At 61.4% G+C, this 21,573-nt stretch carries 20 protein-coding genes and 1 pseudogene; 11 read left to right on the top strand and 10 right to left on the bottom strand.

What is annotated here, in order from left to right; all coding sequences use genetic code 11:
* Positions 1-25: 25 nt before the first annotated feature.
* The gene (locus CK226_RS34470) at positions 26-304 is read left to right on the top strand and encodes a hypothetical protein (RefSeq protein ID WP_142877206.1); all 279 of its coding nucleotides are present in this window, start codon (positions 26-28) and stop codon (positions 302-304) included.
* Positions 305-780: 476 nt separating this feature from the next.
* Here CK226_RS34470 and CK226_RS20945 read toward each other — a convergent pair whose 3' ends face one another.
* A complete protein-coding gene (locus CK226_RS20945) occupies positions 781-1,704 on the bottom strand; it encodes a LysR family transcriptional regulator (protein ID WP_095792939.1) in 924 nt (307 codons plus the stop codon).
* Positions 1,705-1,806: 102 nt separating this feature from the next.
* Here CK226_RS20945 and CK226_RS20940 point away from each other — a divergent pair, with 102 nt between their 5' ends.
* Positions 1,807-2,499 (top strand): alpha/beta hydrolase, encoded by a 693-nt coding sequence (locus CK226_RS20940; RefSeq protein ID WP_095775912.1) that lies wholly within the window; start codon positions 1,807-1,809, stop codon positions 2,497-2,499.
* A gap of 220 nt (positions 2,500-2,719) precedes the next feature.
* Here the strand turns inward: CK226_RS20940 and CK226_RS34990 are convergent, their stop codons facing one another.
* The 4 genes from CK226_RS34990 to CK226_RS20925 form a co-directional block, all read right to left on the bottom strand.
* Positions 2,720-2,932 carry a hypothetical protein gene (locus tag CK226_RS34990; RefSeq protein ID WP_179301101.1) on the bottom strand — a complete coding sequence of 71 codons (213 nt, stop codon included), beginning with the start codon at positions 2,930-2,932 and terminating at the stop codon, positions 2,720-2,722.
* Positions 2,933-3,352: 420 nt separating this feature from the next.
* Complete coding sequence (locus CK226_RS20935; RefSeq protein WP_095792938.1) at positions 3,353-6,919, bottom strand: molybdopterin cofactor-binding domain-containing protein; 3,567 nt, start codon at positions 6,917-6,919, stop codon at positions 3,353-3,355.
* Entirely contained in the window at positions 6,916-7,419 is a 504-nt protein-coding gene (locus CK226_RS20930; RefSeq protein ID WP_095789177.1) for a (2Fe-2S)-binding protein, read from the bottom strand. Before CK226_RS20930 ends, CK226_RS20935 begins: the two co-directional genes overlap by 4 nt.
* A gap of 37 nt (positions 7,420-7,456) precedes the next feature.
* Complete coding sequence (locus CK226_RS20925) at positions 7,457-7,936, bottom strand: MarR family winged helix-turn-helix transcriptional regulator (RefSeq protein ID WP_095792937.1); 480 nt, start codon at positions 7,934-7,936, stop codon at positions 7,457-7,459.
* A gap of 391 nt (positions 7,937-8,327) precedes the next feature.
* On the opposite strand from CK226_RS20925, the gene CK226_RS20920 reads away from it, so the two are divergent.
* The 5 genes from CK226_RS20920 to CK226_RS20900 are packed head-to-tail and all read left to right on the top strand — an operon-like array spanning position 8,328 to position 12,820.
* A complete protein-coding gene (locus tag CK226_RS20920; RefSeq protein ID WP_095792936.1) occupies positions 8,328-9,467 on the top strand; it encodes an FAD-dependent monooxygenase in 1,140 nt (379 codons plus the stop codon).
* The gene (locus tag CK226_RS20915; RefSeq protein WP_095775917.1) at positions 9,467-10,291 is read left to right on the top strand and encodes an alpha/beta hydrolase; all 825 of its coding nucleotides are present in this window, start codon (positions 9,467-9,469) and stop codon (positions 10,289-10,291) included. Before CK226_RS20920 ends, CK226_RS20915 begins: the two co-directional genes overlap by 1 nt.
* On the top strand, positions 10,288-11,043 hold the full coding sequence (locus CK226_RS20910) for an Asp/Glu racemase (protein WP_095792935.1): 756 nt from the start codon (positions 10,288-10,290) through the stop codon (positions 11,041-11,043). Before CK226_RS20915 ends, CK226_RS20910 begins: the two co-directional genes overlap by 4 nt.
* A gap of 11 nt (positions 11,044-11,054) precedes the next feature.
* The gene (locus CK226_RS20905) at positions 11,055-11,744 is read left to right on the top strand and encodes an N-carbamoylsarcosine amidohydrolase (protein WP_095775919.1); all 690 of its coding nucleotides are present in this window, start codon (positions 11,055-11,057) and stop codon (positions 11,742-11,744) included.
* A 50-nt stretch (positions 11,745-11,794) separates the two neighbouring features.
* Positions 11,795-12,820, top strand: coding sequence for a leucyl aminopeptidase (locus tag CK226_RS20900; protein WP_095792934.1), 1,026 nt, complete (start codon positions 11,795-11,797; stop codon positions 12,818-12,820).
* A 98-nt stretch (positions 12,821-12,918) separates the two neighbouring features.
* On the opposite strand, the pseudogene CK226_RS35595 reads toward CK226_RS20900, so the two are convergent.
* Positions 12,919-13,200: pseudogene (locus CK226_RS35595) on the bottom strand (SDR family NAD(P)-dependent oxidoreductase); the annotation flags it as partial.
* Positions 13,201-13,359: 159 nt separating this feature from the next.
* On the opposite strand from CK226_RS35595, the gene CK226_RS20895 reads away from it, so the two are divergent.
* The 3 genes from CK226_RS20895 to CK226_RS20885 all read left to right on the top strand — a co-directional run bounded on the left by CK226_RS20895 (position 13,360) and on the right by CK226_RS20885 (position 15,252).
* The gene (locus CK226_RS20895) at positions 13,360-13,791 is read left to right on the top strand and encodes a substrate-binding domain-containing protein (RefSeq protein ID WP_245437794.1); all 432 of its coding nucleotides are present in this window, start codon (positions 13,360-13,362) and stop codon (positions 13,789-13,791) included.
* A gap of 403 nt (positions 13,792-14,194) precedes the next feature.
* Positions 14,195-14,635, top strand: coding sequence for an ROK family protein (locus CK226_RS34985; RefSeq protein WP_179301100.1), 441 nt, complete (start codon positions 14,195-14,197; stop codon positions 14,633-14,635).
* 146 nt (positions 14,636-14,781) lie between these two features.
* Positions 14,782-15,252, top strand: coding sequence for a hypothetical protein (locus CK226_RS20885; protein WP_095792932.1), 471 nt, complete (start codon positions 14,782-14,784; stop codon positions 15,250-15,252).
* Positions 15,253-15,974: 722 nt separating this feature from the next.
* Here the strand turns inward: CK226_RS20885 and CK226_RS20880 are convergent.
* From CK226_RS20880 to CK226_RS20870, 3 genes are read right to left on the bottom strand one after another with little or no spacing between them, the layout of a single operon-like run.
* The gene (locus CK226_RS20880) at positions 15,975-16,733 is read right to left on the bottom strand and encodes an alpha/beta hydrolase (protein WP_095792931.1); all 759 of its coding nucleotides are present in this window, start codon (positions 16,731-16,733) and stop codon (positions 15,975-15,977) included.
* Between the two features lie 20 nt (positions 16,734-16,753).
* Positions 16,754-17,050: a putative quinol monooxygenase gene (locus tag CK226_RS20875; protein ID WP_095789171.1), complete on the bottom strand. Its 297-nt coding sequence runs from the start codon at positions 17,048-17,050 to the stop codon at positions 16,754-16,756.
* Positions 17,051-17,105: 55 nt separating this feature from the next.
* Positions 17,106-17,924, bottom strand: a complete 819-nt coding sequence (locus CK226_RS20870; RefSeq protein WP_280951037.1) for a DJ-1/PfpI family protein — start codon at positions 17,922-17,924, stop codon at positions 17,106-17,108.
* A gap of 207 nt (positions 17,925-18,131) precedes the next feature.
* Between CK226_RS20870 and CK226_RS20865 the strand changes: the two genes are divergently transcribed.
* Positions 18,132-18,788, top strand: coding sequence for an NAD(P)-binding domain-containing protein (locus tag CK226_RS20865; RefSeq protein WP_095789170.1), 657 nt, complete (start codon positions 18,132-18,134; stop codon positions 18,786-18,788).
* Here CK226_RS20865 and CK226_RS20860 read toward each other — a convergent pair.
* Positions 18,785-21,538, bottom strand: coding sequence for a winged helix-turn-helix domain-containing protein (locus CK226_RS20860; RefSeq protein WP_280951479.1), 2,754 nt, complete (start codon positions 21,536-21,538; stop codon positions 18,785-18,787). The two genes, CK226_RS20865 and CK226_RS20860, sit on opposite strands and share 4 nt — an antisense overlap.
* Positions 21,539-21,573 lie beyond the last annotated feature (35 nt).

The following is a 21,573-nucleotide window of genomic DNA, read 5'->3' as shown; positions in this document are numbered from 1 at the left end:
GCAACCCGGCCAACGGAGGTTTACCATGACCAGGCGTAACGTGATGCAAACGACACTAGGCCAGACCGCACGGGGCTTGCCGGGCACTGCTCTTGATCGTCCGCTCGAACGCCTGCCGGCCCTTGTCCATGAGTGGCGGACCCGCCGCAACATAGAGCGCGGGCTTGGTCACCTGTCCGACTTCCATCTGCGCGACGTTGGCTTGACCAAAGCTGACGTCGAAGCGGCCTGCGCAGACAGCTTGGATCGATCCGCCTCTCGCGCGCTCAAGAGTGCAGCGCAGAACCGCACGGGCAATTGGTGAGAAAGGAAAGCTGCGTGCGAGGCGATCGTTCTAAATCCCCGTTGATCCAAAGACAGGAACCACTTGAAGGCGGCAAATGATCAGCCGAAGCCGGGCCGCCATCAATCTCTAAGCCCTAATTTCCAGAAAACTGGCGCGCCGCAAGGGATCCGAACTGATGCGTCCGCTTTCGGCCAGATGCTTTCATTCCACAGCATGAATCCGAACCGCGGTCCAAGGCGCTAAGCTGGCATTCGCAGTCGCAGAACATCCGTTTTGGAATTTCACTGCGATATGGCCGCTTCTAGCCGGCAGCGGAACGGCAGCATTTGGTCGGCCAATGCGCAAAAGCGGACCTTAGTAAGTCAAATCGCCTCCATGCACGCTAGCGACTAAGCCGGTCATCCAACGGCGCATTCTGCGTGCCTCAAAGTGGACCGTCGGATATCGCCTAGACGGACGTCCCTTTGCTGTTGATGCTTTGGGCCGTAACTTTACTATGGCGTTTCAGCATACCGAATGATGCTTTGATTTTGAACGCTTTCGATCAACTCGTCCGCACGGGACAGAAGTCGATGGAGCAAAGGTGATGAGTTAGCGTCGGCATATCCCAAAGTAAGATCGACTGTCGGAGGCACACCTTCGAGCGCCCTGGCAACGACGTTCGGCGTCAGCATATTCTGTGCATACAGCGGAACGAGCGTCACGCCTCCAGTGGACGCGACCAGTGACATCGCCGACGATATGTTCTCGCCTTCGTACCTAGGTTTCAGCGTGATTCCAGCGCTCGATGCGTAGGCCTCGATCACTGCTTGCAATACCGGAGACGTCCTCGCTGAGCTGACGTAAATTTCGCTGGCAAGGTCCCGCGGCCGGACCTTTTTGCGCGAAGCCAGGTGATGGCCCGCTGGCAGGATGGCGATCAAAGGCTCCTTCGTCAGCAATTTAAAGGTCAGGCCCAGGCTCTGTTTTTCGGGGCGAAGGAAGGCCATGTCCAGCTTCCCGCGCATCACCGCGAGGGCAAGTTCAGGGGAAGACAGGCTGCACAGCGTGACTTCCGTTTCCGGTACTTCTTCGCGGATGATGCGCAACAGATGAGGCAACCACGTGACCTCCAGCCCTACAAGAAATCCGATGGAAAGTACGGGCCTATTCGGCTGCGCCGCCCTCTGAGCACCATCGACCGCGGCCTCGACCTGCAGAAGTGCGAGCCGGGCATGATCTAGGAAGACGCGTCCCGCAGGGGTAAGCACTACGCCGCGTGCCTGCCGCTCGAGCAACATCACACCGATTTCGGCTTCCAAATCGCGAATCTGTCGGCTCAGCGAAGGCTGCGATGTGTTTAGCCGCCGCTGGGCAGCAGTTAGCAGACTACCCTCCTCTGCGACGGCAACGAAATAGCGTAAATGTCGGAGTTCCATGGGTCACCGTTATACTTTTAAGGCATAGGTCGAACGTACAAAGTCTTTGTCGCCGGTGGAAGACAGCTCTAGGTCTCTTTTGATCAACCAGGAGACCGCAAAATGTCGACAATATCCAAGCTGACCATCGTGTTCTGCCACGGCATCTGGGCCGACGGTTCATGCTTCAACAAGGTGATTCCAGCGCTCCAGGCAGACGGTCACGAAGTCATCTCTGTTCAATATGGCCTGGATTCGTTTGAGGAGGACGTGGCGACTGTAAAGCGGACACTTAACCGCGTCGGCAATCCCGTCCTCCTTGTCGGGCATTCCTACGGTGGCGCTACCATTACCGCCGCCGGCGTTGACGATCGCGTCGTGGGGCTCGTGTTCATCGCGGCAGTTGCCCCGGATGCCGGCGAAACGGTGCAGAACCAGCTCGATAAGTACCCATCGGATATCTTCACGCGGGTCGAGGTCGCGGATGGACGCGCCTGGATGTTGCCGAATGGCCCTGAATTCTTCGCGGGCGACCTATCCGAGGCAGACCAGAAGCTCATATGGGCTACCCACTATGCGCCCGTGTTCGATCTGTTCCATCAGCAGAATCTCAGCGCCGATCGAATCGCATGGAAGTCAAAGCCGAGCTGGTATGTTCTAGCCACGAAAGACCATACCGTGCATCCCGACCTGCAGCGCTGGGTCTCGAAACGCATGGGCGCTGATGTCACCGAGGTGGTGAGTAGCCACGTGCCGATGCTTTCCCATCCTGCCGTCGTGATCGACGTGATCCGGAAGGCAGTGGCCGCAGTTTAGAACAACTGACAAAGGCCTAATCGGGAAGGGAGGAGACCGCGCGAGGCGGCCCTCTCCCTCTCTCTTTTGCCCACGCGAAGGAGCGCATGACGCTAGGCTCGTGGTCAAAGTTCCTATGATTGGATAGAATTTTAGGTGGGTCAGCTCGAGGCCGAGCGCCACTGCGCACAGGCGCAAAACGGACCCGCCTTTGCGCACGCCATTCTACGCCAGAGCCCTCTCACCCTTTCAAACGCTTTACATCAACCGCGACATGGGCGCAGATCGAACCTGCAAGTTCAGAGAGAAAGAAATGTACAGCGTAGCGGAAGTAAGAAACGGAACGGCGCGGCAAGCGAAAATCGCCACCGAAGCTTTGCTTTGCCGCAGGTTGTATCCGGTCATTCCCACTCGATTGTTTAACCAGCTTATAACTCGTTGAAATTACTGTCAAATATTTTTCGGAATTGTGCAAAGTCCGACACCAGAACCGTCAAAAAATTACGGCGTTGATTCTAAAAGGAAAATCGCCGCAAAAAATATTTTGAGGTTTCACCAACTATCGAGAACAATCGGGCGATTTTTTTCACTTTGTGGCGCTCGACGACGCGCCTTACCCGCTTCAAAAAGTACCGTCACTTCTCCAACCAACAGATTTTTTCGGTGCAAAATCAATAGTCATGACCCGGGAGACATGCCAGAGTCGGTGATTTCATTGACTTTTTCGCGGGCCGAAGTCAGAAATCTTCCCATGTCGTTCGTGTGTTTCGGCAGCCCAGAAAAATCCGTTTTCACGCTCGATCCAAATCTCGCCTGGGCGTTCCAACCATGTTTTCCGGAGGGCACATTGGCACTCTGATATTTCCAGTCTGCATCAATGGTGAGTGGATCGGACGGCGGCGAGCGAATCCGGGACGGCTTGCCAGTCCGGTCTGTCGGGCGCGAAACGCGCCCTCAGATAGTTCACGAGGTCGACCAGATCGGCATCGTCGAGGGCGCCGCCGAAGGCAGGCATCGCCATGACACCGAAATCGGTCGCGTCTGTCCTGAGCGGCGAGGCAGCCGGCGCAGACACGCCTTCCAGGATGGCATGGAGGAGATTGTCCGGCGCATCGGCATGAAGATTGGTGTTGAGAGCCAGCGACGTGATGGACGACGCTTCGGAATGACAGGTCTCGCAGGCACCTGCGAACATTCGCGCACCGCGAGGAAAGGCGGCCGCAGCTTTGGGGGCAGCAAGATTTGCAGCATCGATGACGCTTTGGATCGATCCGCTGGCCGCGAACGTTTCGCCGCCAACGTTGAAACTGGCGAGATAGACCGCCAGCGCCCTGATGTCAGCATCGGGAAGCGGTGCCAGCGAATCCACCACGTGAGCCATCGGTCCCGCCGCCGCGCCATGCTGGGCCGAGTGGCCGGTTCGCAGATAATCATAGAAAGCCTTTTCGCTCCAGGCGACCGGCGCGAAGGATTTTGCCGTCAGCGAATGTGCGTGCCAGCCGTCGGCGACGCCGCCGGCAAGATGCATCGCGCCCTTGATCTCTCCGCCGATGACATTGCGCGGCGAATGACAGGCACTGCAATGGCCAAGGCCTTCGACCAGTTCCGCGCCGCGGTTCCAGGCCGCGCTTCGGGCCGAATCGGACGGTGCCGGCGGTGACGACAGGAAAAGCGCGTTCCACCCTGCCATCAATGGCCGTACACCGAAGGGAAAACGGAGCTGTGTTTGCGGTACTTTGGCCGTCACGGCGGGCTGTGCCATCAGGTAGGCGTAGAGCGCCTGGAGATCGGCCTCGCTTGCTTTGGCGAAAGATGTGTAGGGGTGCGCCGGATAGAGATGGTGTCCGTCGCGCGCAACACCCTGGCGCATCGCCCTGGCGAAAGCCGGGTAGGACCAGGTGCCGATGCCGGCCGCTTCATCGGGGGTGATGTTGGTGGCATAGACGATGCCGAAGGGGGTTTCGAGAGCCCTGCCTCCGGCAAAGGGCGTGCCGGTGACGCCGACATGGCAGACGTTGCAGGCGCCAGCCGCTGCGGCCAGCCGGCCACGCTCGATCGTGGCAGGCGAAAAGACATCGGATAGCGGACGCGCCACAGGGGCAATGGCCGCATTGAACGGGAAAATTCCTGCGCCAAGGGCGATCGCGCCGGAAAAAGCGCCGGCAAGTGGCCAGGCAAACCGCAGGCGCGAACGTTTGGCTCGGGCCGTTCGCCTGTTCCCGTTCGATGGCGACGAAGCCGGCAGCGGATTCAGGGCGGCGCGCACGCACTCCGGCGTCAGCGGCAGTTCGCGAAAACGCATGCCGGTGGCGTCGAACACCGCGTTGGCGATCGCGGCCGCACTTGGTACGGAGGCGGACTCGCCGGCACCCAGCGGCGGCTCGTCGGGGCGCGGGATCATCAGCACGTCGATGTCCGGCACCTCTGGAAAGCCGATGATCGGATAGGCGCCCCATTCGAGGCTGGCGACCGCGGTGGAAGAAAAATTGACCTCCTCCTTCAGAACGCGGCTGGTCGACTGAATGACATTGCCATGAATCTGGTGGCGAACGCCGTCCGGGTTGATCACCGCGCCGGTATCCTGACCGCAGATGACTTTGGTCACCGCGATCTCGCCCGTCACCTTGTTCACGGCCACGTCGGCGACCCAGGCCGCCCAAGCGGCTGCCTTGCCCGGAAAAGGACCGTGGACATAGACGGCATAGGCAAAGCCGCGCCCGTACAAAATATCGCCCGCGCGGCCATGCGTGCCCGGCTTGGTATGCGGTTTCCACTTGGCGCGTTCGGCCACGGCCCGCACCAGATCGATTGCGCGCGGATCGGTTAGATAACGCAAGCGGTATTCGACTGGATCGACTTTGGCCGCCGTCGCTAGCTCGTCGATGAAGGATTCATGCGCAAAGCTGTTTGGCAGCGCCGAGACACCACGAAACCACGAGGCGCGGGCAAGTGTGGGCATATCGTGGACGGTGACGCGCAGATTGCCGAATGCATAGGGAGGCACCGCCGTGCGGTCGCCCATCAAGGCGACCTCCGCGACTGGTGAAACCTTGCCGGTCAGGATCAGCGGCAGGGTCGGCGCCAGATTGGACGGGTAACGCGTTTCAAAGTCATAGGCCGCCGGACCACCCTCCTCGTCCAGGCCGCCGCGCACATCGATGACCTGCGCGGCACCCTTTGGCTCCCATGCGTGTTCCTGCTCGCGAGTAAGCTGGACCCGCACCGGCCGGCCGACAGCCCGGGACAACAGGGCGGCGTCAGCCGTCACGTCGTCGGCGCAGTTGCGTCCGTAGCATCCGGCCGCTTCCAGTCGTTCGACAACGATCCGGTCTTCCGGCATGTCGAGAAGTTGTGCCAGGTCGGCGCGCATCGGAAACGGGTTCTGCGTGCCGGACCAGACCGTCAGGCCGTCGTGGCGCCAGTCGGCGACCGCACAGGACGGTCCGATCGACCCATGCATCTGGTAAGGCCAGACATAAGTGCGTTGCATCGGCTCGGCTGTCGCGCCGAGCGCGCGTTCGACATCTCCCCGATCGGCCAGCTTGCGGGCCGTCGACGGATTCCCGCGCAGCGCCGCCTGCGGTGCATTGAGGTCGGGCATGTCCGGTGCGGCGCGCCATCGCACCTCGAGACGTTGCATGGCCTCGACGGCCTGCTCTTCGCGTGAGGCAACCACGCCGACGAAATCGCCTACGGCCACCACGGCGACGAGGCCCGGCACATTGGCCACCGAGTTCTCATCGACGGAAATCAGGCTGGCACCGACGTGCGAACCGGAATCGAAGCCGGCATAGGGCGGTCGGACAACGCGCCCGTGCAGCATCTCAGGCAGACGCACGTCATGGACGTAGGTGAATGTGCCGGTGGCTTTAGCCGGTATGTCGGTGCGTGGCTGCGGCCGGCCGACGATGCGGTATTGCGAAGCATGTTTTTGAGGCGCGTGCGGATTGATGAACAGGCGCGTGTGGGCGCCGGCGATGAGATGACCAAAGCTGACCAGGCGGTTTGTTTCCGTATCTCCCGCGCGGACCACCCCTTCCTCGATGACCAGATCTTCCGCCTTCAAGGCGAAGCGGGTCGCTGCCAATTGCAGCAAATGAACGCGCGCCGTCGCAGCCGCCGCGCGCAGCGGCTTTGCGCTGATCTGGATGGTTTCGCTGGCGATGGTCGCTCCTTGATCCGGCGTGGCCGAGGTCGACCCAAGCACCATGCGGACGCGGTCGAACGGAACATCCAACTCCTCGGCCACGATCTGGGCCAGTGCAGTGCGAATTCCGGTGCCGAGATCGACATGGCCATTGAACGCCGTAACGTTGCCTTTAGCGTCGAGCGCAAGGAACAGTTCATCGTCCCTGCCCTCCAAAGGATTTGGGCGCAGAACCAGAAGCGTATCGGGATCTGCCAGATAGGCCGCGGCAGGCCGGTCGCGCGGGCCGGTCATGAAGCCGTCTCCTCTGCCTCAGCGACTGCGACATCGGATGGGGCCAGAGCCGCTTCGCGAACAGCAGCAAGGATTTCAAGATACGTGCCGCAGCGGCATAGATGGTGGCGCAGGGCAGTTCGAATAGCGGTCTCGTCCGGCTTGGGATTGCTTCTCAGCAACGCCACGGTGGCGATAATCATCCCGTTGATGCAGTAGCCGCACTGGGCGGCGTTGTTTGCAACAAACGCGGCTTGAACGGGATGAAGGTGCTCAGGCTTTCCTAGCCCTTCCAATGTCGTGATCGACCGGCCTGTGACCGCCCCGACAGGCACCGTACACGAGCGAACCGCGGTATCGCCGACGAGCACGGCACAGGCGCCACACTCGGCCAGGCCGCAACCGTATTTCGGGCCATTCAGGCCAAGGTCGTTTCTTAACACGTGGAGAAGCGGCGTCGACGGTGCGACGGAGACTTGCACATCCATGCCGTTGACGCTCAGCGCAATCAATGCCGCCATCCAGACTTGCTGAAGGCTGCAAGCACTATGGCGTACTTCAGTCGTTCGGATCCGTATCCTCTCCGAGGAGGCGAAGCGTGTGGAGAAGTGCCATTCGTTCGGCAGGATTCAGGGGCATTAAGGTCAGTTCGGTGACATCTCTCGCATGCGGCACGACTGCTTCCAGCAATTGCAGACCGGCGGTCGTGATGGAGACTATTACCTTGCGCGCATCCGCGCCGTCCTTCGAAAACGCAATCAAGTCGCGATTCTTCAACCTGTCGATGATCCCACGAATTGTGCCCTGGTCGACGCTTGTTGCCTTCACGAGTTCGCTTTGCGACTGAGGGCCGCTGTCCTTTAGCGCACACAGTGTCGAAAATTGAACTGCCGTCAGTTGCGGATCGCCAACATTCGCTTGGAAGATTGCGAGATGTCGCTGGTAGGCCCGCCGAAGCAGGTAGCCGACCTGGTCCGTGAAAACATAGGGATCCGCATTCTCGATCCGATCCGCTTCGTTTGGCCTGTGATCCGGCACCGCGCGTTCCGCTCCAAAGTCGTAGCACCCGACGCATGCATAAAACGCCCGCGTTGCGCAAGGCAAGACAGCTTCCGTTGCTGCTTTTATGTCCGATTTGCGGGCCGCATTGCGCGAGAGTCTTTCGGCAGCCGGATCTGCGGGAGCCAAGACGCGGTTGCCCACGCTGCGTGCCTTTTGTAGGGCCGTAAGCCGTAGGGGAGTTCGGTCGTACAGGCGTGATAAAAAAGTGCATACACTATAATATCTGTTTTGCAGACGATGTCAAATCCCCATGTTTCCGCAGATTTTTTTACCGTCGTTCTATTTTTCGATTGACATTTAGAGTGTGTACTCTATAAATACACAGATGATCGTGGTTTCTAAATTCACACGGAGGGTCAACGAGCCCATGCAAACGCAAATTGCCGTCATCGGCGCTGGTCTCGGGGGCGCTGCCGCTGCCAGCCTACTTCAGCAAGCCGGTTTTCATGTCGACGTCTTCGAACAGGCTCCAGCTTTCGCACGCATCGGCGCCGGCATTCACATGGGTCCCAATGTCATGCGGGTGTTTCGTCAACTCGGAATGGAAGACGCTGTCGTTGACATGGGGTCGAAGCCCGATTTCTGGTTCAGCCGTGATGGGCGCTCCGGCGAGTATCTTTCCCGAATTCGGCTCGGCGCGTTCGCCGAAAAAGAGTATGGCGCTCCTTATGTGACCGTCCATCGCGGCGATCTGCACGCGCTCCAGGTATCGCTGTTGCGCCCGGAAAACCTGCACTTCGGCAAGCGGCTGGACGCGGTGATGGACAATGGCGCCGGCGTCGAACTCAGCTTCGCCGACGGCACTCGAGTCACAGCCGAGATCGTTATCGGCGCCGACGGCATCAATTCGAAGGTGCGCGAAGCACTGCTCGGCAAGGAAAAGCCTAACTACAGCGGCTGGGTCGCCCACAGGGCGGTGATTTCGTCCGACAAGCTAAGCCGCTACGGCCTCGACTTCGAAGATTGCGTGAAATGGTGGTTCGAGGACCGCCACATGATGGTCTACCACACCACGGCGGACCGCAGCGAATACTACTACGTCACCGGCGTCCCACACCCGGCCTGGGACTTCGATGGGGCTTTCGTACCCTCCAGCCGCGAAGAGATGCGCGACACCTTTGCCGGCTGCCATCCGGTGGTGGACTCACTGATCGACGCGAGCGACGAGGTCACCAAATGGCCGCTGCTCAACCGCAAGCCGCTGCCGGTATGGAGCGAGGGGCGGCTGGTGCTGCTCGGCGACGCTTGCCATCCAATGAAGCCGCATATGGCACAGGGCGCGGCCATGGCCATCGAGGATGCCGCCATGCTTGCGCGGTGCCTGGGCGAAACCGGGACCAGAGATCACGCAGCCGCCTTCGCCCTTTACGAAGCGAATCGCAGGGATCGCGCCTCGCGCGTGCAGGCGGTGTCCAATGCCAACACCTGGCTGCGCAGCCAGGAAGATCCGGCCTGGGTCTTCGGCTACGACGTCTATGGCGCCACGTTGAAGAGTGAGGTTGCCTGATGAGCGCCATGGCAACGTCGGGCGCGAACGTTTTCGCGAACGGCATCCGCCAGCACTACCGGCACCATCTCGGCGCGGGAGCGCCGCTGGTGCTGGTGCCGGGCATCACCAGCCCGGCCGTGACCTGGGACTTCGTCGCTGAAAGGCTTGCTTGCGAATTCGATGTCTACGTCCTCGATGTGCGTGGCCGCGGTCTGTCGCAATCCGGCCCAGGCCTCGATTACCAACTCGACTGCCTTGCCAATGACCTGACCGGCTTCATCGCCGCGCTCGGTCTTTCCGGCGTGACGGTGCTCGGCCATTCCATGGGCGCGCGCATCGCAATCCGCGCCGCGACGCGAAACCCGGCCGGTATGGCGCGGCTCCTGCTCGTCGACCCGCCCGTCTCGGGGCCGGACCGCCGCGCCTACCCGTCGAAGCTGTCCTGGTATGTGGATTCGATACGGCAGGCAGAAATGGGCATGGATGCCGAGGCGATGCGTGCGTTCTGTCCGACATGGAGCCACGAGCAGCGCGCGCTGCGCGCCGAGTGGCTGCACACTTGCTACGAACCCGCTATCGTTACCGCCTTCGAGGGCTTCCACACCGACGACATCCATCAGGATCTGCCCGGCCTTCCCGTCCCCGCTGGCATCATGGTGGCGACGCGCGGCGGGGTCATCGAACCTGCCGACGAAGCGGAAATTCAGTCGCTCAACCCCGGCATCTGCATCGAGCGCGTGCCCGATGCCGGACACATGATCCCCTGGGACAATCTCGAAGGGTTTCTGGCCGCGGCTGACCACTTGCTCGGAACCGCTCTGGCAGCGAGGAAAACGGCATGACCACGAAACCGTTCCGGATCGGCCAGATCGTGCCGAGCTCCAATACGACCATGGAAACAGAGATCCCGGCTATGCTGATGGCGCGCCAGGCCATCCGCCCCGAGCGCTTCACATTCCATTCGAGCCGCATGCGCATGAAGACGGTGAGCAAGGACGAGCTTGCCGCCATGGACGGCGAATCCGACCGCTGCGCGGCCGAGCTTTCAGATGCGAAGGTCGACGTGCTCGGCTATGCCTGCCTGGTCGCCATCATGGCGATGGGGCTCGGCTACCATAGGCAGTCAGAGGCGCGGTTGCGCGGTCGCACGCAGGAGAACGGCGCCGACATCCCGGTCGTCACCAGCGCTGGCGCCTTGATCGACGGCCTCAAGGTGATGAAGGCCAAGCGCATCGCCGTCGTGGCGCCCTATGTGCGGCCCCTGACCGAACTGGTGGTCAACTACATCCGCGAGGAAGGTTTCGACGTCGTCGACTGGCGCGCGCTGGAGATCCCCGACAACCTCGACGTGGCGCGACACGATCCGGAAAACCTGCCCGGCATCGTTGCCGGCATGAACCTCGAAGGTGTTAATGTGGTCGTGCTGTCGGCTTGCGTGCAGATGCCGTCGCTGCCCGTCATCGCCAAGGTCGAAGCCCTTACCGGAAAACCGGTATTGACGGCGGCGGTCGCCACCACCTACGGCCTGCTGAAGGCGCTCGGCCTGGAGCCAGTCGTTCCCGGCGCCGGCGCGCTGCTTTCCGGCGCGTACTGAGGGAGACGGCCATGACTCAGCCGACAATTTCCATAGAGGCTGAAACGCAGTCGGCAGCCGACAACTACGGCGGCGTCTGGGGCAGTCGCATCGGCTTCGGTCGCAAGCCGGCGCTGTTGGTGATCGATTTCATGAAGGCCTACACGACCCCTGGCGCGCCGCTCTTCGCACAGGGCGTGGTGGAGGCCGTAGCGCGCACGCCCGAACTGCTGGCGGCAGCGCGCCAAGCCGGCGTACCGGTGGTCCACACCAACATCCTCTACCGCGCGCCGAGCTGCGCCGACGGCGGGATCTGGGTGAAGAAGGCGCCGGTGATGGCAGCCTTGGTCCCCGGCAGTCCGCTGGCCGAATTCTGCGACGGCGTCGAACCGTTGCCGGATGAACTGGTCGTCACCAAGCAGTATGCCAGCGCCTTCTTCGGCACGAGCCTGGCGCCGATGCTGCATGCCGACGGCGTAGACACCGTCATACTCGCCGGATGCTCGACCAGCGGCTGCATCCGGGCAACCGCAGTGGACGCAGTCCAGCACGGATTCCGAACCATCGTGGTCAGGGATTGCGTTGGCGACCGGCACGCCGGGCCGCATGAAGCCAACCTGTTCGACATCGATGCCAAATATGGCGACGTCGTCGGCCTGAAAGAGGCGCTGGACGAAATCGGGCGCGCCGGCCAGCGAAGAGCGCCCAAGCAGAACGCATAACTGAATCCCATGGGCCGCGATGCCGCCCACATTGCAAAGGAGATCGCTGGATGGACCGCAACGTTCTGACTGAAATCTGCCTGCACCAGCTCACGCTCAGCGGCGTGCACGAAGGCGAGAAGGTTATCGTCCTGTCGCAAGGCAGCGAGCGCCTCGACTATGCCGATGCGTTCCTCGCCGCCGGCCAGCGCCTCGGCGCACGCATGTACCACATGCGCCTGCCCCCGCCGCTGCCCGGCAATGGCGCCTGGGCGGTCGGCGAGACCGGCCTGGCCGCCAATCCCGAGGCGGTCGAAGCGCTGAAGCAGGCCGACATGGTCGTCGACCTCATCTTTCTTTTGTTCAGCCCGGAGCAGATGGCGATCCAGGCGGCCGGTGCGCGCGTCTTGACAGCCGTCGAACCCGCGCCGCTGCTTGCCCGGCTGCTGCCGACCAAGGAACTGCGCGAGCGCGTCGAAATCGGCGAGGCGCTTTTGTCGAAGGCCAAGACCATGCGCATCACCTCCCCCCACGGCACCGACGTGATCTACAGGCTTGGCGTTTATCCGACGGTTGGAGAATACGGCTACACCGACCAGCCCGGACGCTGGGACCACTGGCCAGCGGCCTTCGTCTTCACCGGCGGCGCTGACGACGGTGTCGACGGCAAGATCGTGCTGGCGCCTGGCGACGTGCTTTTGCCATTCAACACCTATGTGCGCGAACCGGTCGTCTACACGATCGAAAAAGGCTTCGTTCAAGACATCCGCGGCGGGCTCGAAGCCGAGCTGATCAAATCCTACATGGGCGAGTTCAAGGACCCGCGCGGCATGGGCATGAGCCATGTCGGCTGGGGCCTCGACCACCGGGCGCAGTGGCACGGCCTGACACAGTTTCCCGGCGGCATGGGCATGGAGTTGCGCTCCTTCTACGGCAACGTGATGTTTTCGACGGGCCCCAACAACGAACTCGGCGGCCCCAATGACACCGCCTGCCACCTGGACATTCCGATGCGCGGTTGCAGTCTTTTCCTGGATGACGAACCGATCGTGGTGGACGGAGACATCGTCGTTAAGGAAATGCAGCAAAGCCAATAGAGGAAACTGCCGGCACTCACGGAGTGCACCAGCGTCGTTCAAACCAACTCTTTCAACATTGGTGGGACATGCAACAGACACGATGCAGTTTTCTGACAATTGGATATGATGAGGTCGAACGACCGACCATCGGGCAGGAGCGCATCAGCGCAAGCCCGGACGCTCGTCAGTGAGACGAGGTCGAGCTCGACCAATCGTAGGCCCCATTCGCGGCATCACGCACGATTTCGGTCGCGGTGCGCGCCTTGTCGAGATTGCGCGCCGCCCCCACCACCTTGGCGCCGTACGCCACCACGCTTGCGCCGTCTCGATACCCAGCCCCCCAGATACCCAGGTTACGAGATTCGTTTAGCTGAAAGGTCGACGCGGGAGCGCTCCATGCTTCAATCGGCGGATCTAAATACCCAAAGTGACGCCGACCGTGCCTTAGAACCGGCTGGCGCGCTCTTCCGGTTGAGGCGACTTCAAACCATGGCAAGAGCATTCCGGATTGACCGGAAGTCGTGCCGCGGTCTCGACGCATTGCTCTACAACTTCTCGTGCAGAAGGATCAGGCGAGCGCCGCCCGTCTCGCCGGCTATAAGAGGGCTATGGCCGAGGCCGGTATCCCGATCGACCAATCGCTGATCGGTGACGGCACGTTCACGATGGAATCGAGCGCGGCCTGGTTCGATCGCCTGCTGGCATCGTCGGATCCGCCGACGGGCCTGGCATGCGCCAACGAATTGGGCCTGCTGGGAGCGTTGCACGCTCTCGGCAGGCTGGGTCTTACACCGGGCCGCGACGTCCACATCGTCACGCGCGACAACACCCGGCTGGCGCGCTTCCTGCCGGCGAAGATCGGCGTTCATTCGGTAGACATGGCAAATGTCGGGCACAAACTCATCGAGGGCCTGGCGAGCCGGATCGCAAATCCACTTGGGCCGGTCGCGGCAATCTTGGTGCAAGGCAGATTCGACCCGGCCGAATAGTCCGGCCGAAAGCAGACCGACGGCTTCGAGGTCTACCGGCGTCTTCATTGCCGCGGGCGGTTTCCCAGATCGCCTGCAGGCTGAACGGTCTAGATAAACTCGCGGTCGGATCGGCCGCGCGGGACTGAACCCGGATGCGGCCGATGCTGTCAGGTCGGCCGCATCTTTGCTTCTTAAGACACCGCCTAAGCCCCAGCCTGCTGGAAGCCCGCTTCCTTGAAGCGCCTTGGCAGCAGGAAACAACGTTTTGGAATCGATGCGTAGTGCTCCACGGCGTTCCAGGGGGCCGATCAAACCCTGCAATGTTCTGGGCGATGGTGCCGGCGAAGAGCCTATCATCCTGTAGAACGCAAGCCACCACCTCGTGCTCCGCAGTTGGCTTGAGTCCCATGCAATATACCCGTTGGACGGCCGTCAGTTCAAAGTCGGAATCCGAATGCCCTGTTCATCGAAACGATGCAGGTGCAGTCGGTCAGGTGTCATCCGAAGCGTCCCTTCCTTCCTGCAGCAGGCAATCGAACCAGGCGAACGGCTCGCCCTGGATTATCTTGGCGAAGTCGGCCGCGAGATCGGTCATCGGCTCAGCGGCCTGATCGATCTCATCGACCCGGAAGTCGTCATCGTCGGCGGAGAAGCGGCCCGTTTTGGTCCGGCGCTTATCGAGCCCCTCCTTGCCACTGTCCGCGAATCCTCGTTCGCGACCCCGCCGCCGATTGAAATCGACTGGGACAACAACGTCTGGTCCCGCGGCGCTTCGGCACTCGCGATTCAGCAGTTCTTCGACTTCGAAAGCACTGCGGGATTTGAGCGCGAGAGCGGAACCCGCCCAACCGGACATACCTGACCTCGAGGTCCATATCGATCTTGGCGGCGGCACACGTCCCGTTCGGCGGGCTTCTGACCAACGCGACTGAGAGCCGTGTAGAGCGCTTGCTTATTAAGGGGTTCGAGTCCCTTTGGGCAAGGCAATAACAATATATATACCCGGCCTTGCTGTTTCTGCAGTCGCTCGCGACGGATGATATAGAAATTTCAATCGCGGACGTGGCAAAAGCAGGGGTCGAACTGGCGCGCTTCCAAGAGGTAGTCGCCGTCAAAGGTGTAACGTGCGATCTGGAATTTACAGATCTTGAGAAGGTGCCGGTCGGCGCTGAGCGGCTAGTTTATTCCGCACATATAACAGTGGGCGAAGCGACGTTCTGCGCCATCGTCGAACGACCCGTGATCAGCGAAGATGCTACAAGCCCACAAAGACGACTCGGACTTGGAAGCCCTCGCATTATCGAAAGCTATGCAGGGACAGGAGAGGTTGAGGTTCTCCAAAGGCAGTTGCAAGCTGATGTTAAACGGGAGATCAACCAAAGCAACCTTACGCTGGGCATTGCTGACATTCAGCCTGCCTTTGAGGGCAGCGAAATACGCATCTATGGGTCCCCGGGCTTCGACCGCGCTGACATTTAATTGCACCTGTTTCGGCTCGGTAGGTCGCTTGCCGACGGCCGCTACTACGGTGCGACTGTGAGCGCGGCAACCAACATGCAACTGGCAGATATCAACCCGGCAATCATCGCGAGCCAAACCTATTGATCCAGCGAATTGACAAAACCTTGGTGAAGTCGGCGAGGACCGCAGGCAGACTGAGGCACGGGTGGCCCACAATGGGCCCAGAACGTTTTGGGTTGAGTCGAATTTTCGTCAACAAAATCAAAGATCATGGTGGGCCCGGAGGATGTTTGGAAAAGAAGCATAATCAAGTGGTTAGGGATCAGTGGGATCGCGAAGCATTCAAATCTGTTCCAATGTTTTTCGATGTTTTTGTCCCACCTACAGCGCGACATTCATCCGATAAGCGCCTCACTTTAACGCGCGGTGAAGACCGTGACGGTGTTTCAGTCTCACATTGGAAGGTCGCGGTAGCGCCATTGACGACGCTCCGGGACGAGTAAGGATCGTCTCGATCGGGGCCGGAAGCGGACTCGCCGCTTCTGGGGGTTCAACTCGAAACAGCCGCCATCGGATCCTTCGGTCGCTCAAGCATTTGGACGCGGCCGACGCCGGCCATCCGTAAGGCGGTGGCCGCAGTTCAGCGTAGCTGACGAGCCCCCTACCCGCTGGATGGAGAGAGACTGCCGCGAGGCGGTCTCTCTGTCTCCGGCTGCCTGTCTATGAGTTACGACAGGCCACTAATTCGTCTGGGCGGCCACGCCGGCGATGAAGTCGGCGACTTCCTGAGGATGCGAGAGCATCACCGCGTGGCTGGAGTCGATCTCCACCACTTTTGCTTTCGCACGTGCCGCCATGGCGCGCTGCTGGCTGGGTGGGATCATATGATCTCCAGTTGTCACCATGAAATAGGTCGGCTTATCCTTCCAAGCGGGGGCAGTGATCTTTGCCTGCACGGCTCCCAGACCCCAGGGCACCTGCGCATCCGCCATGAAGCGAGTCTTCGTGGGATCGACCTCGGCAGCGAAGGCAGCTGGAAACTTCTCCGAATCTACGAGAAGGAAACCATCACTTGGCGGGAGCAGCGGCGCCTTATCCTCGCCAGGCGTGGGCACGGTTGCGATGTCGAAGACGGATTCTCCGGCCTGCGGTGCGAAGGCGGCGAGGTAGACCAGACTTTGGACCTTGGGCAGATCGCCAGCCTCGGTGATGACCGCGCCGCCATAGGAGTGGCCTACCAGCACGACCGGCTTCTTGGCCCTGGCGATAACCTGGCGGGTCGCTTCAACATCGCCCTCAAGGGTGACAGTCGGGTTCTGCACCGCCAGCACCTCGTAACCCTCCGCAGACAGGATGTCATGGACGGCCTGCCACCCGGAGGCATCGACGAAGGCACCGTGAACGAGCACGATTGAGACAGCCTTTTCGGCAGCCGAGGCTGCGAGCGCGGAAGCAGTTGCGATCATGGCTGCGAGCAATCCCGTAATTGCACGTTTCATTGTCCTGTTCTCCTAGCGTTTCAAGTGACCTCGACCGGGTCGAGAACGATCGGTGTCCGTTCTGCCAGATCGCCGATCTTGCGCGCATACTCCTTGAAGTGCGGCGTCTCGCGATGGGCCGTAAGCGCCGTGTCGTCCAAGTAGAGCTCGTCCAGTATGAAGCGGTCCGAATTGGCCCGGTCGTGCCAGATGTCCCACCGCAGATTGCCGGGCTCCCCCCGGCTGGATACCCGCGTGGCGGACAGTAACCGCCGGAGCTCCGCGGCCTTGCCTGGCCGAGCGGTAAGGATTCCCACGATCTTGACGCCGGTCGACATGATTCAGTTCTTTCTCCGAGAGAGTGGGTCGACGCCGAGGCCGACCCACAGGACCTCAGGCGGCGCGCTTGCCTTCGCGCTTGCGGTCGAGCGCAGCGATCAGCGCTGCCCCTATCGGATGATCCGAACGCGGGTTCTGGCCCGTGATCAGTTCGCGATCCTCGACCACATAGGGCTCGAAATCGACCGGAGTTGTGGTCACGTTGGCGCCTGCGAGCGTCAGCGCGTAAGGCATGTGGAAATAGATTTTCGCGTGCAAGATGTTGTCCTCGATCACCTTCTCTTCGGTCGAAGAGAATATTGTCATCTTGTAGCCCGCATACTGCCAGCCTTTGGCCCACTCTGCCGCCTTGTCCGGATCTTCGGCAATCAAAGCCGCGCGAAACTCGCGTGCGTAGGGCATCGCGGCGACCGCTGATATGGGCCCGTGGCAAAGCAGGGCCGTGGGCTTCGCCTTCTCATGGAAATGGCGCAGCACATCACCGACGTCCTGATCCTGCATGAGGTCGACGACCGGGGCCTGCCCACCCGGAGCGAATACGCCGGCGTAGTTGTCCAGCCCTTCTTCGATTACCGACCGGAGCATTCGCGGGGTCATTGATGGATGGTTGGCGTAGAAGGCCTTGGCGCGATCGTACGCCGCCTTGTCGCCGCCGAAATGCGCCGGCGCATCAGAAGCCCTGTCGATAACAGGTTTTTCGCCATTCGGCGTCGCGAGCACGACCTCATAGCCGGCATCGATGACGGCCATTGCCGGAACGACCGTCTCATTGAGGTACTGTCCCGTAGCGCCCCACCGGCCACCCTTGATCTCGATCCTGGTCGCATTGGACCCGAGAATAAGCACTTTTCCTTTGCTCACAGTGTCCTCCATTACGTGTCTTAGGTGGACTTGGCCTCCAGCGCTCGGTGGAGGGCACCGTTTCAGGTCGGTAGGTGGACGATAGGTTGGAAGGGCTAAGCCGGCGAGTGAATCGATGTGAAAAATTGCTGCGCTAGCTGCTTCGGCGTTCACATCGATTCACTCGCTTCACGGAGCGCCATGTATCATCCTGGAGGTAGTGCGCGAGCCAACCAGCCCATGCCCCTCCGACCAGGTCCGAGCAGTCTTGCCGATATCGAGTATGCCAGGATCGGCATCATTGGCTGCGGGCGGCTCGGGTCAGCCATCGCGCGCCTCGCAGTGGGGGCCGGTATGGTGGCGGTTGTCAGCAACAAACGAGGAAGGTCAACCCTTCAGGATTTTGCAAGGGAACTCGGGCACCTGGCCGTCGCCGCTAGCGTGACCGAGGCGGCGCAAGAGGAAATCGTCGTGCTCGCCGTACCATGGTCCCAGCTTCCCGTGGCGCTACTGGAAGTGCCCGATTGGGACGGCAGGATCGTGATCGATGCAACGAACCCCGACATGCCTACCGCCGCACTCCCCGATTTCCTGGCGAGGAACTCCAGCGAGATTGTATCCCGCCTCGTCCCCGGCGCACGGCTCGTAAAGGCCTTCAACACGCTGCCGCCTCAGTTGCTACTGATGCCCCCGGAGGCGGCGACGGGACGGCGTGTCATCTTCTTTTCTGGCGACCATGCGCGTGCCAAGGCGGTGATCGGCAGGATGATCGCGCATCTGGGCCTGGCCGGCATCGATCTCGGCCGACTCTCCGAAGGCGGCAGGTTACAGCAGTTTCCCTCGGGCGCTCTTGTCGGTCTCAATCTCATCAGTATCGCCCCGTCGGCTGTCTTCTAGCCGCGAGAGCAGCTGTGCGGCTTCGACAAGATCGACCGTCTCGAACCCCCCGTAAATCTCGCCCGCAGCTCAGACAGCAACGCGTGCGCCGCGTCGATCCTGCCCTGTTCCGACCAGAGACGCGCCAGGCTGATGCCCGTGCGGAGCTGCCATGCAAGCGCCCCTTGCCGCCGCGCCCAGTCCAGCGAAAGCAGAAAAATCTCCTCGCCCGCATCGACTGCCCCTCGCGCGGCCAGGAACCCTCCTTTGATCCGCAGCAACTCTGGAAGATACCAGACGTCCCCCGACCGTTCGGCGAGTGCGAGCGCATCCTCGATCACCGTCGTCGCCTCGTCAGCCCGGCCCGCCGCGTGGAAGCCCTGCGCCAGGGCGGCCCGAAGCGACGCGTAGTGCGCGTGAAAGGCCGCTTTCGGGAGCTCAGTCAGAGCCATCTCCAATAAACGCGAACCAGCTTCAGGATCGCCGTCGCGGATCATGATCTCGCCTCGGTAGGCTCGAATCCAGACGCCGTAGCTGACCTGCCTCGCTACCGCGCCCTGCAGCAAGGCAAGCAGCCTATCGGCGGAAGGCCTGTCGCCCGCGAGCAGCGCTACCCGGCAACCCGACAATGCGGTCGCATGAAATATCGAAGGATCGTGGGCAAGGTTTTGTGCCAGTTGCGCACTGGTCTCGACTATCTTCATTGCCTGCTCGGGAAAACCCTGAAGCCAAAGCGTCAGAGACAGTGCCGAATAGGCCGTGACCCGTTGATCGAATTGGAAGCGGATCAGGTGCGAACGGTCGGACGGAGCCACATATGAGCGAAGGACCTGTTCCATCGTGTTGCGAGCGGCCTGCAGTTCTCCCTGAGCCCAGAGGACCGTTCCAATGATCCGATCGCCGACGATGGGATCGGCAACATCCGACGACAGCGTTGCGACCTCTCTGAACTGGCGCGCCGCCTCGAGGGCCTTGGCCTGGCTCTCTCCGGTGTGATGGCCAATCCAAATGCCCCATAGTGCGCGCAGTTGATAATCGATGTCGCCGATCCGCTCAGCGATCTGGAGCGTCGCTGACCAGGCTAGTTCCGATTCCGGTCCCGGTCCCTTGGTAAGGGTCGAGGCCGCCGCAAATGCTGCAAAGAGCTGCATCTCGCGCTTGCCTCCGCGAGCGACATCTGGACTCAAGACTGAAAGGGCGCGTTCGACGCGAGTTCGGCATTCCTCAAGGAGCGTCAGGCGAGTCCACAACGGAACGGCGTTGGCAGTCAGCGCCACGCCGACATCACCGTCGCCATCAGGCGATAGAGCCCAATCAATGGCAACGTGGACGTTGTCGATGCAGCTGCTGTACTCGGCCATCCACTCGGCTAGCGGCTTGCTGAGAAACTCTGAATTCGCTCGATCAAGTAGCGCGGCGTAGTAGGAGGCATGGCGACGCGCCGCTGCGGGGCTCTCGCCTGCCTCGATCAGCTTCTCGCGAGCATAGCTTCGGGTCGATTCGAGCAACCTGTATTGAGTCGCCGGTCCAGTGGTGTCCGCCGCCACCAGCGACTTCGATACCAGCCCTGCAATGACGGCCGCTGTCGTGGACTCGGATTGGCCGCTGCCCGCCGCTACGGCAAGCGCGGGCTCCATCGAGACGGCTCCGACGAACACCGAGAGGCGCCTGAGGACGCTCTGCTCGCTTTCCGACAGCAGTTCATAGCTCCAATCAAAGGTTGCGCTCAAAGTCTGCTGACGCGGCAGAGCCGTTCGCCTGCCGCGGTTCAGCACGCGAAATCGTTCGTCCAACAGGGATGCAAGCTCGCGGGTGCCAAACGCGTCGACGCGGCCAGCGGCAAGCTCGATAGCAAGTGGGATTCCGTCGAGGCGACGACATATGTCGGCGGCAAATGGCACCGTCGAATCGTCGAGCTCGAAATCGCTTCGCGTCGCCTTCGCACGATCGAGAAAGAGTTGCATGGCCGGAAAGCTGAGCGCCTCGACCGTTGTGAGGCCTTGCAGCCGGGTTGGGAAGCCGAGCGATGGCAATCGTGCCACCGTCTCGCCGAGAGCCCGAAGGGGCTCGCGGCTTGTGGCGAGGACGCTGACTTGTGATGTGTTTTGGGTGATCCGTTCGGCCAGCTCAGCCGCCGCGTCGATAAGATGCTCACAATTATCGAGCACGACCAGCATATGTTTGTCCTGGAGGAACTCGAGGAGCTCGGGGGTCGCATCTTTGGAGCGCACCGGCTTGCCCAGCGCCGTGGCGAGCGCCGTAGGGGCGAGTCGTGGGTCAGCCAAGCGCGCGAGTTCGACGATAAATGCCCCGTCGGAGTAACGCGGCGCGACACATTCCGTGACAGCGAGTGCGACGGACGTCTTCCCCATGCCTCCTGGACCGACCACGGTGACCAAGCGCCGTTCGTAAAGAAGGGCGTCCAGCGAGGCCACGAAGTCGTCGCGGCCGAAGATGCGGATTCCGGTGACGACTATCCCGTCGCTTCGCGGTCGTGCGGCGGCGTCTGTTTGGCGCGGCGCCGGTTGCCCAGATGTTGCGACTGGCGCAACGAAGCGATAGCCACGACCAGGAATTGTGGCGATGTAGCGGTTATCGCCTTCACCTTCGCCGAGCGCTTTGCGCAGGGCAGCGACATGGACCCTGAGACTACTCTCCTCGATGGCCGTGTTGGGCCAAACGATGTCGAACAGCTCCCTCTTGCTGACTACTTCGCCAGCACGTTCGGCCATTGCGACGAGGATCCCCAAGGCGCGGCTACCAATCCGCACAGGTTGATCCCCGCGTACGAGTAGCTCCCGCGTAG

Source organism: Mesorhizobium sp. WSM4311 (genome assembly GCF_002295115.1).
Classification (GTDB): Bacteria; Pseudomonadota; Alphaproteobacteria; order Rhizobiales; family Rhizobiaceae; genus Mesorhizobium.
This window is presented reverse-complemented; position numbering and strand designations above follow the sequence as displayed.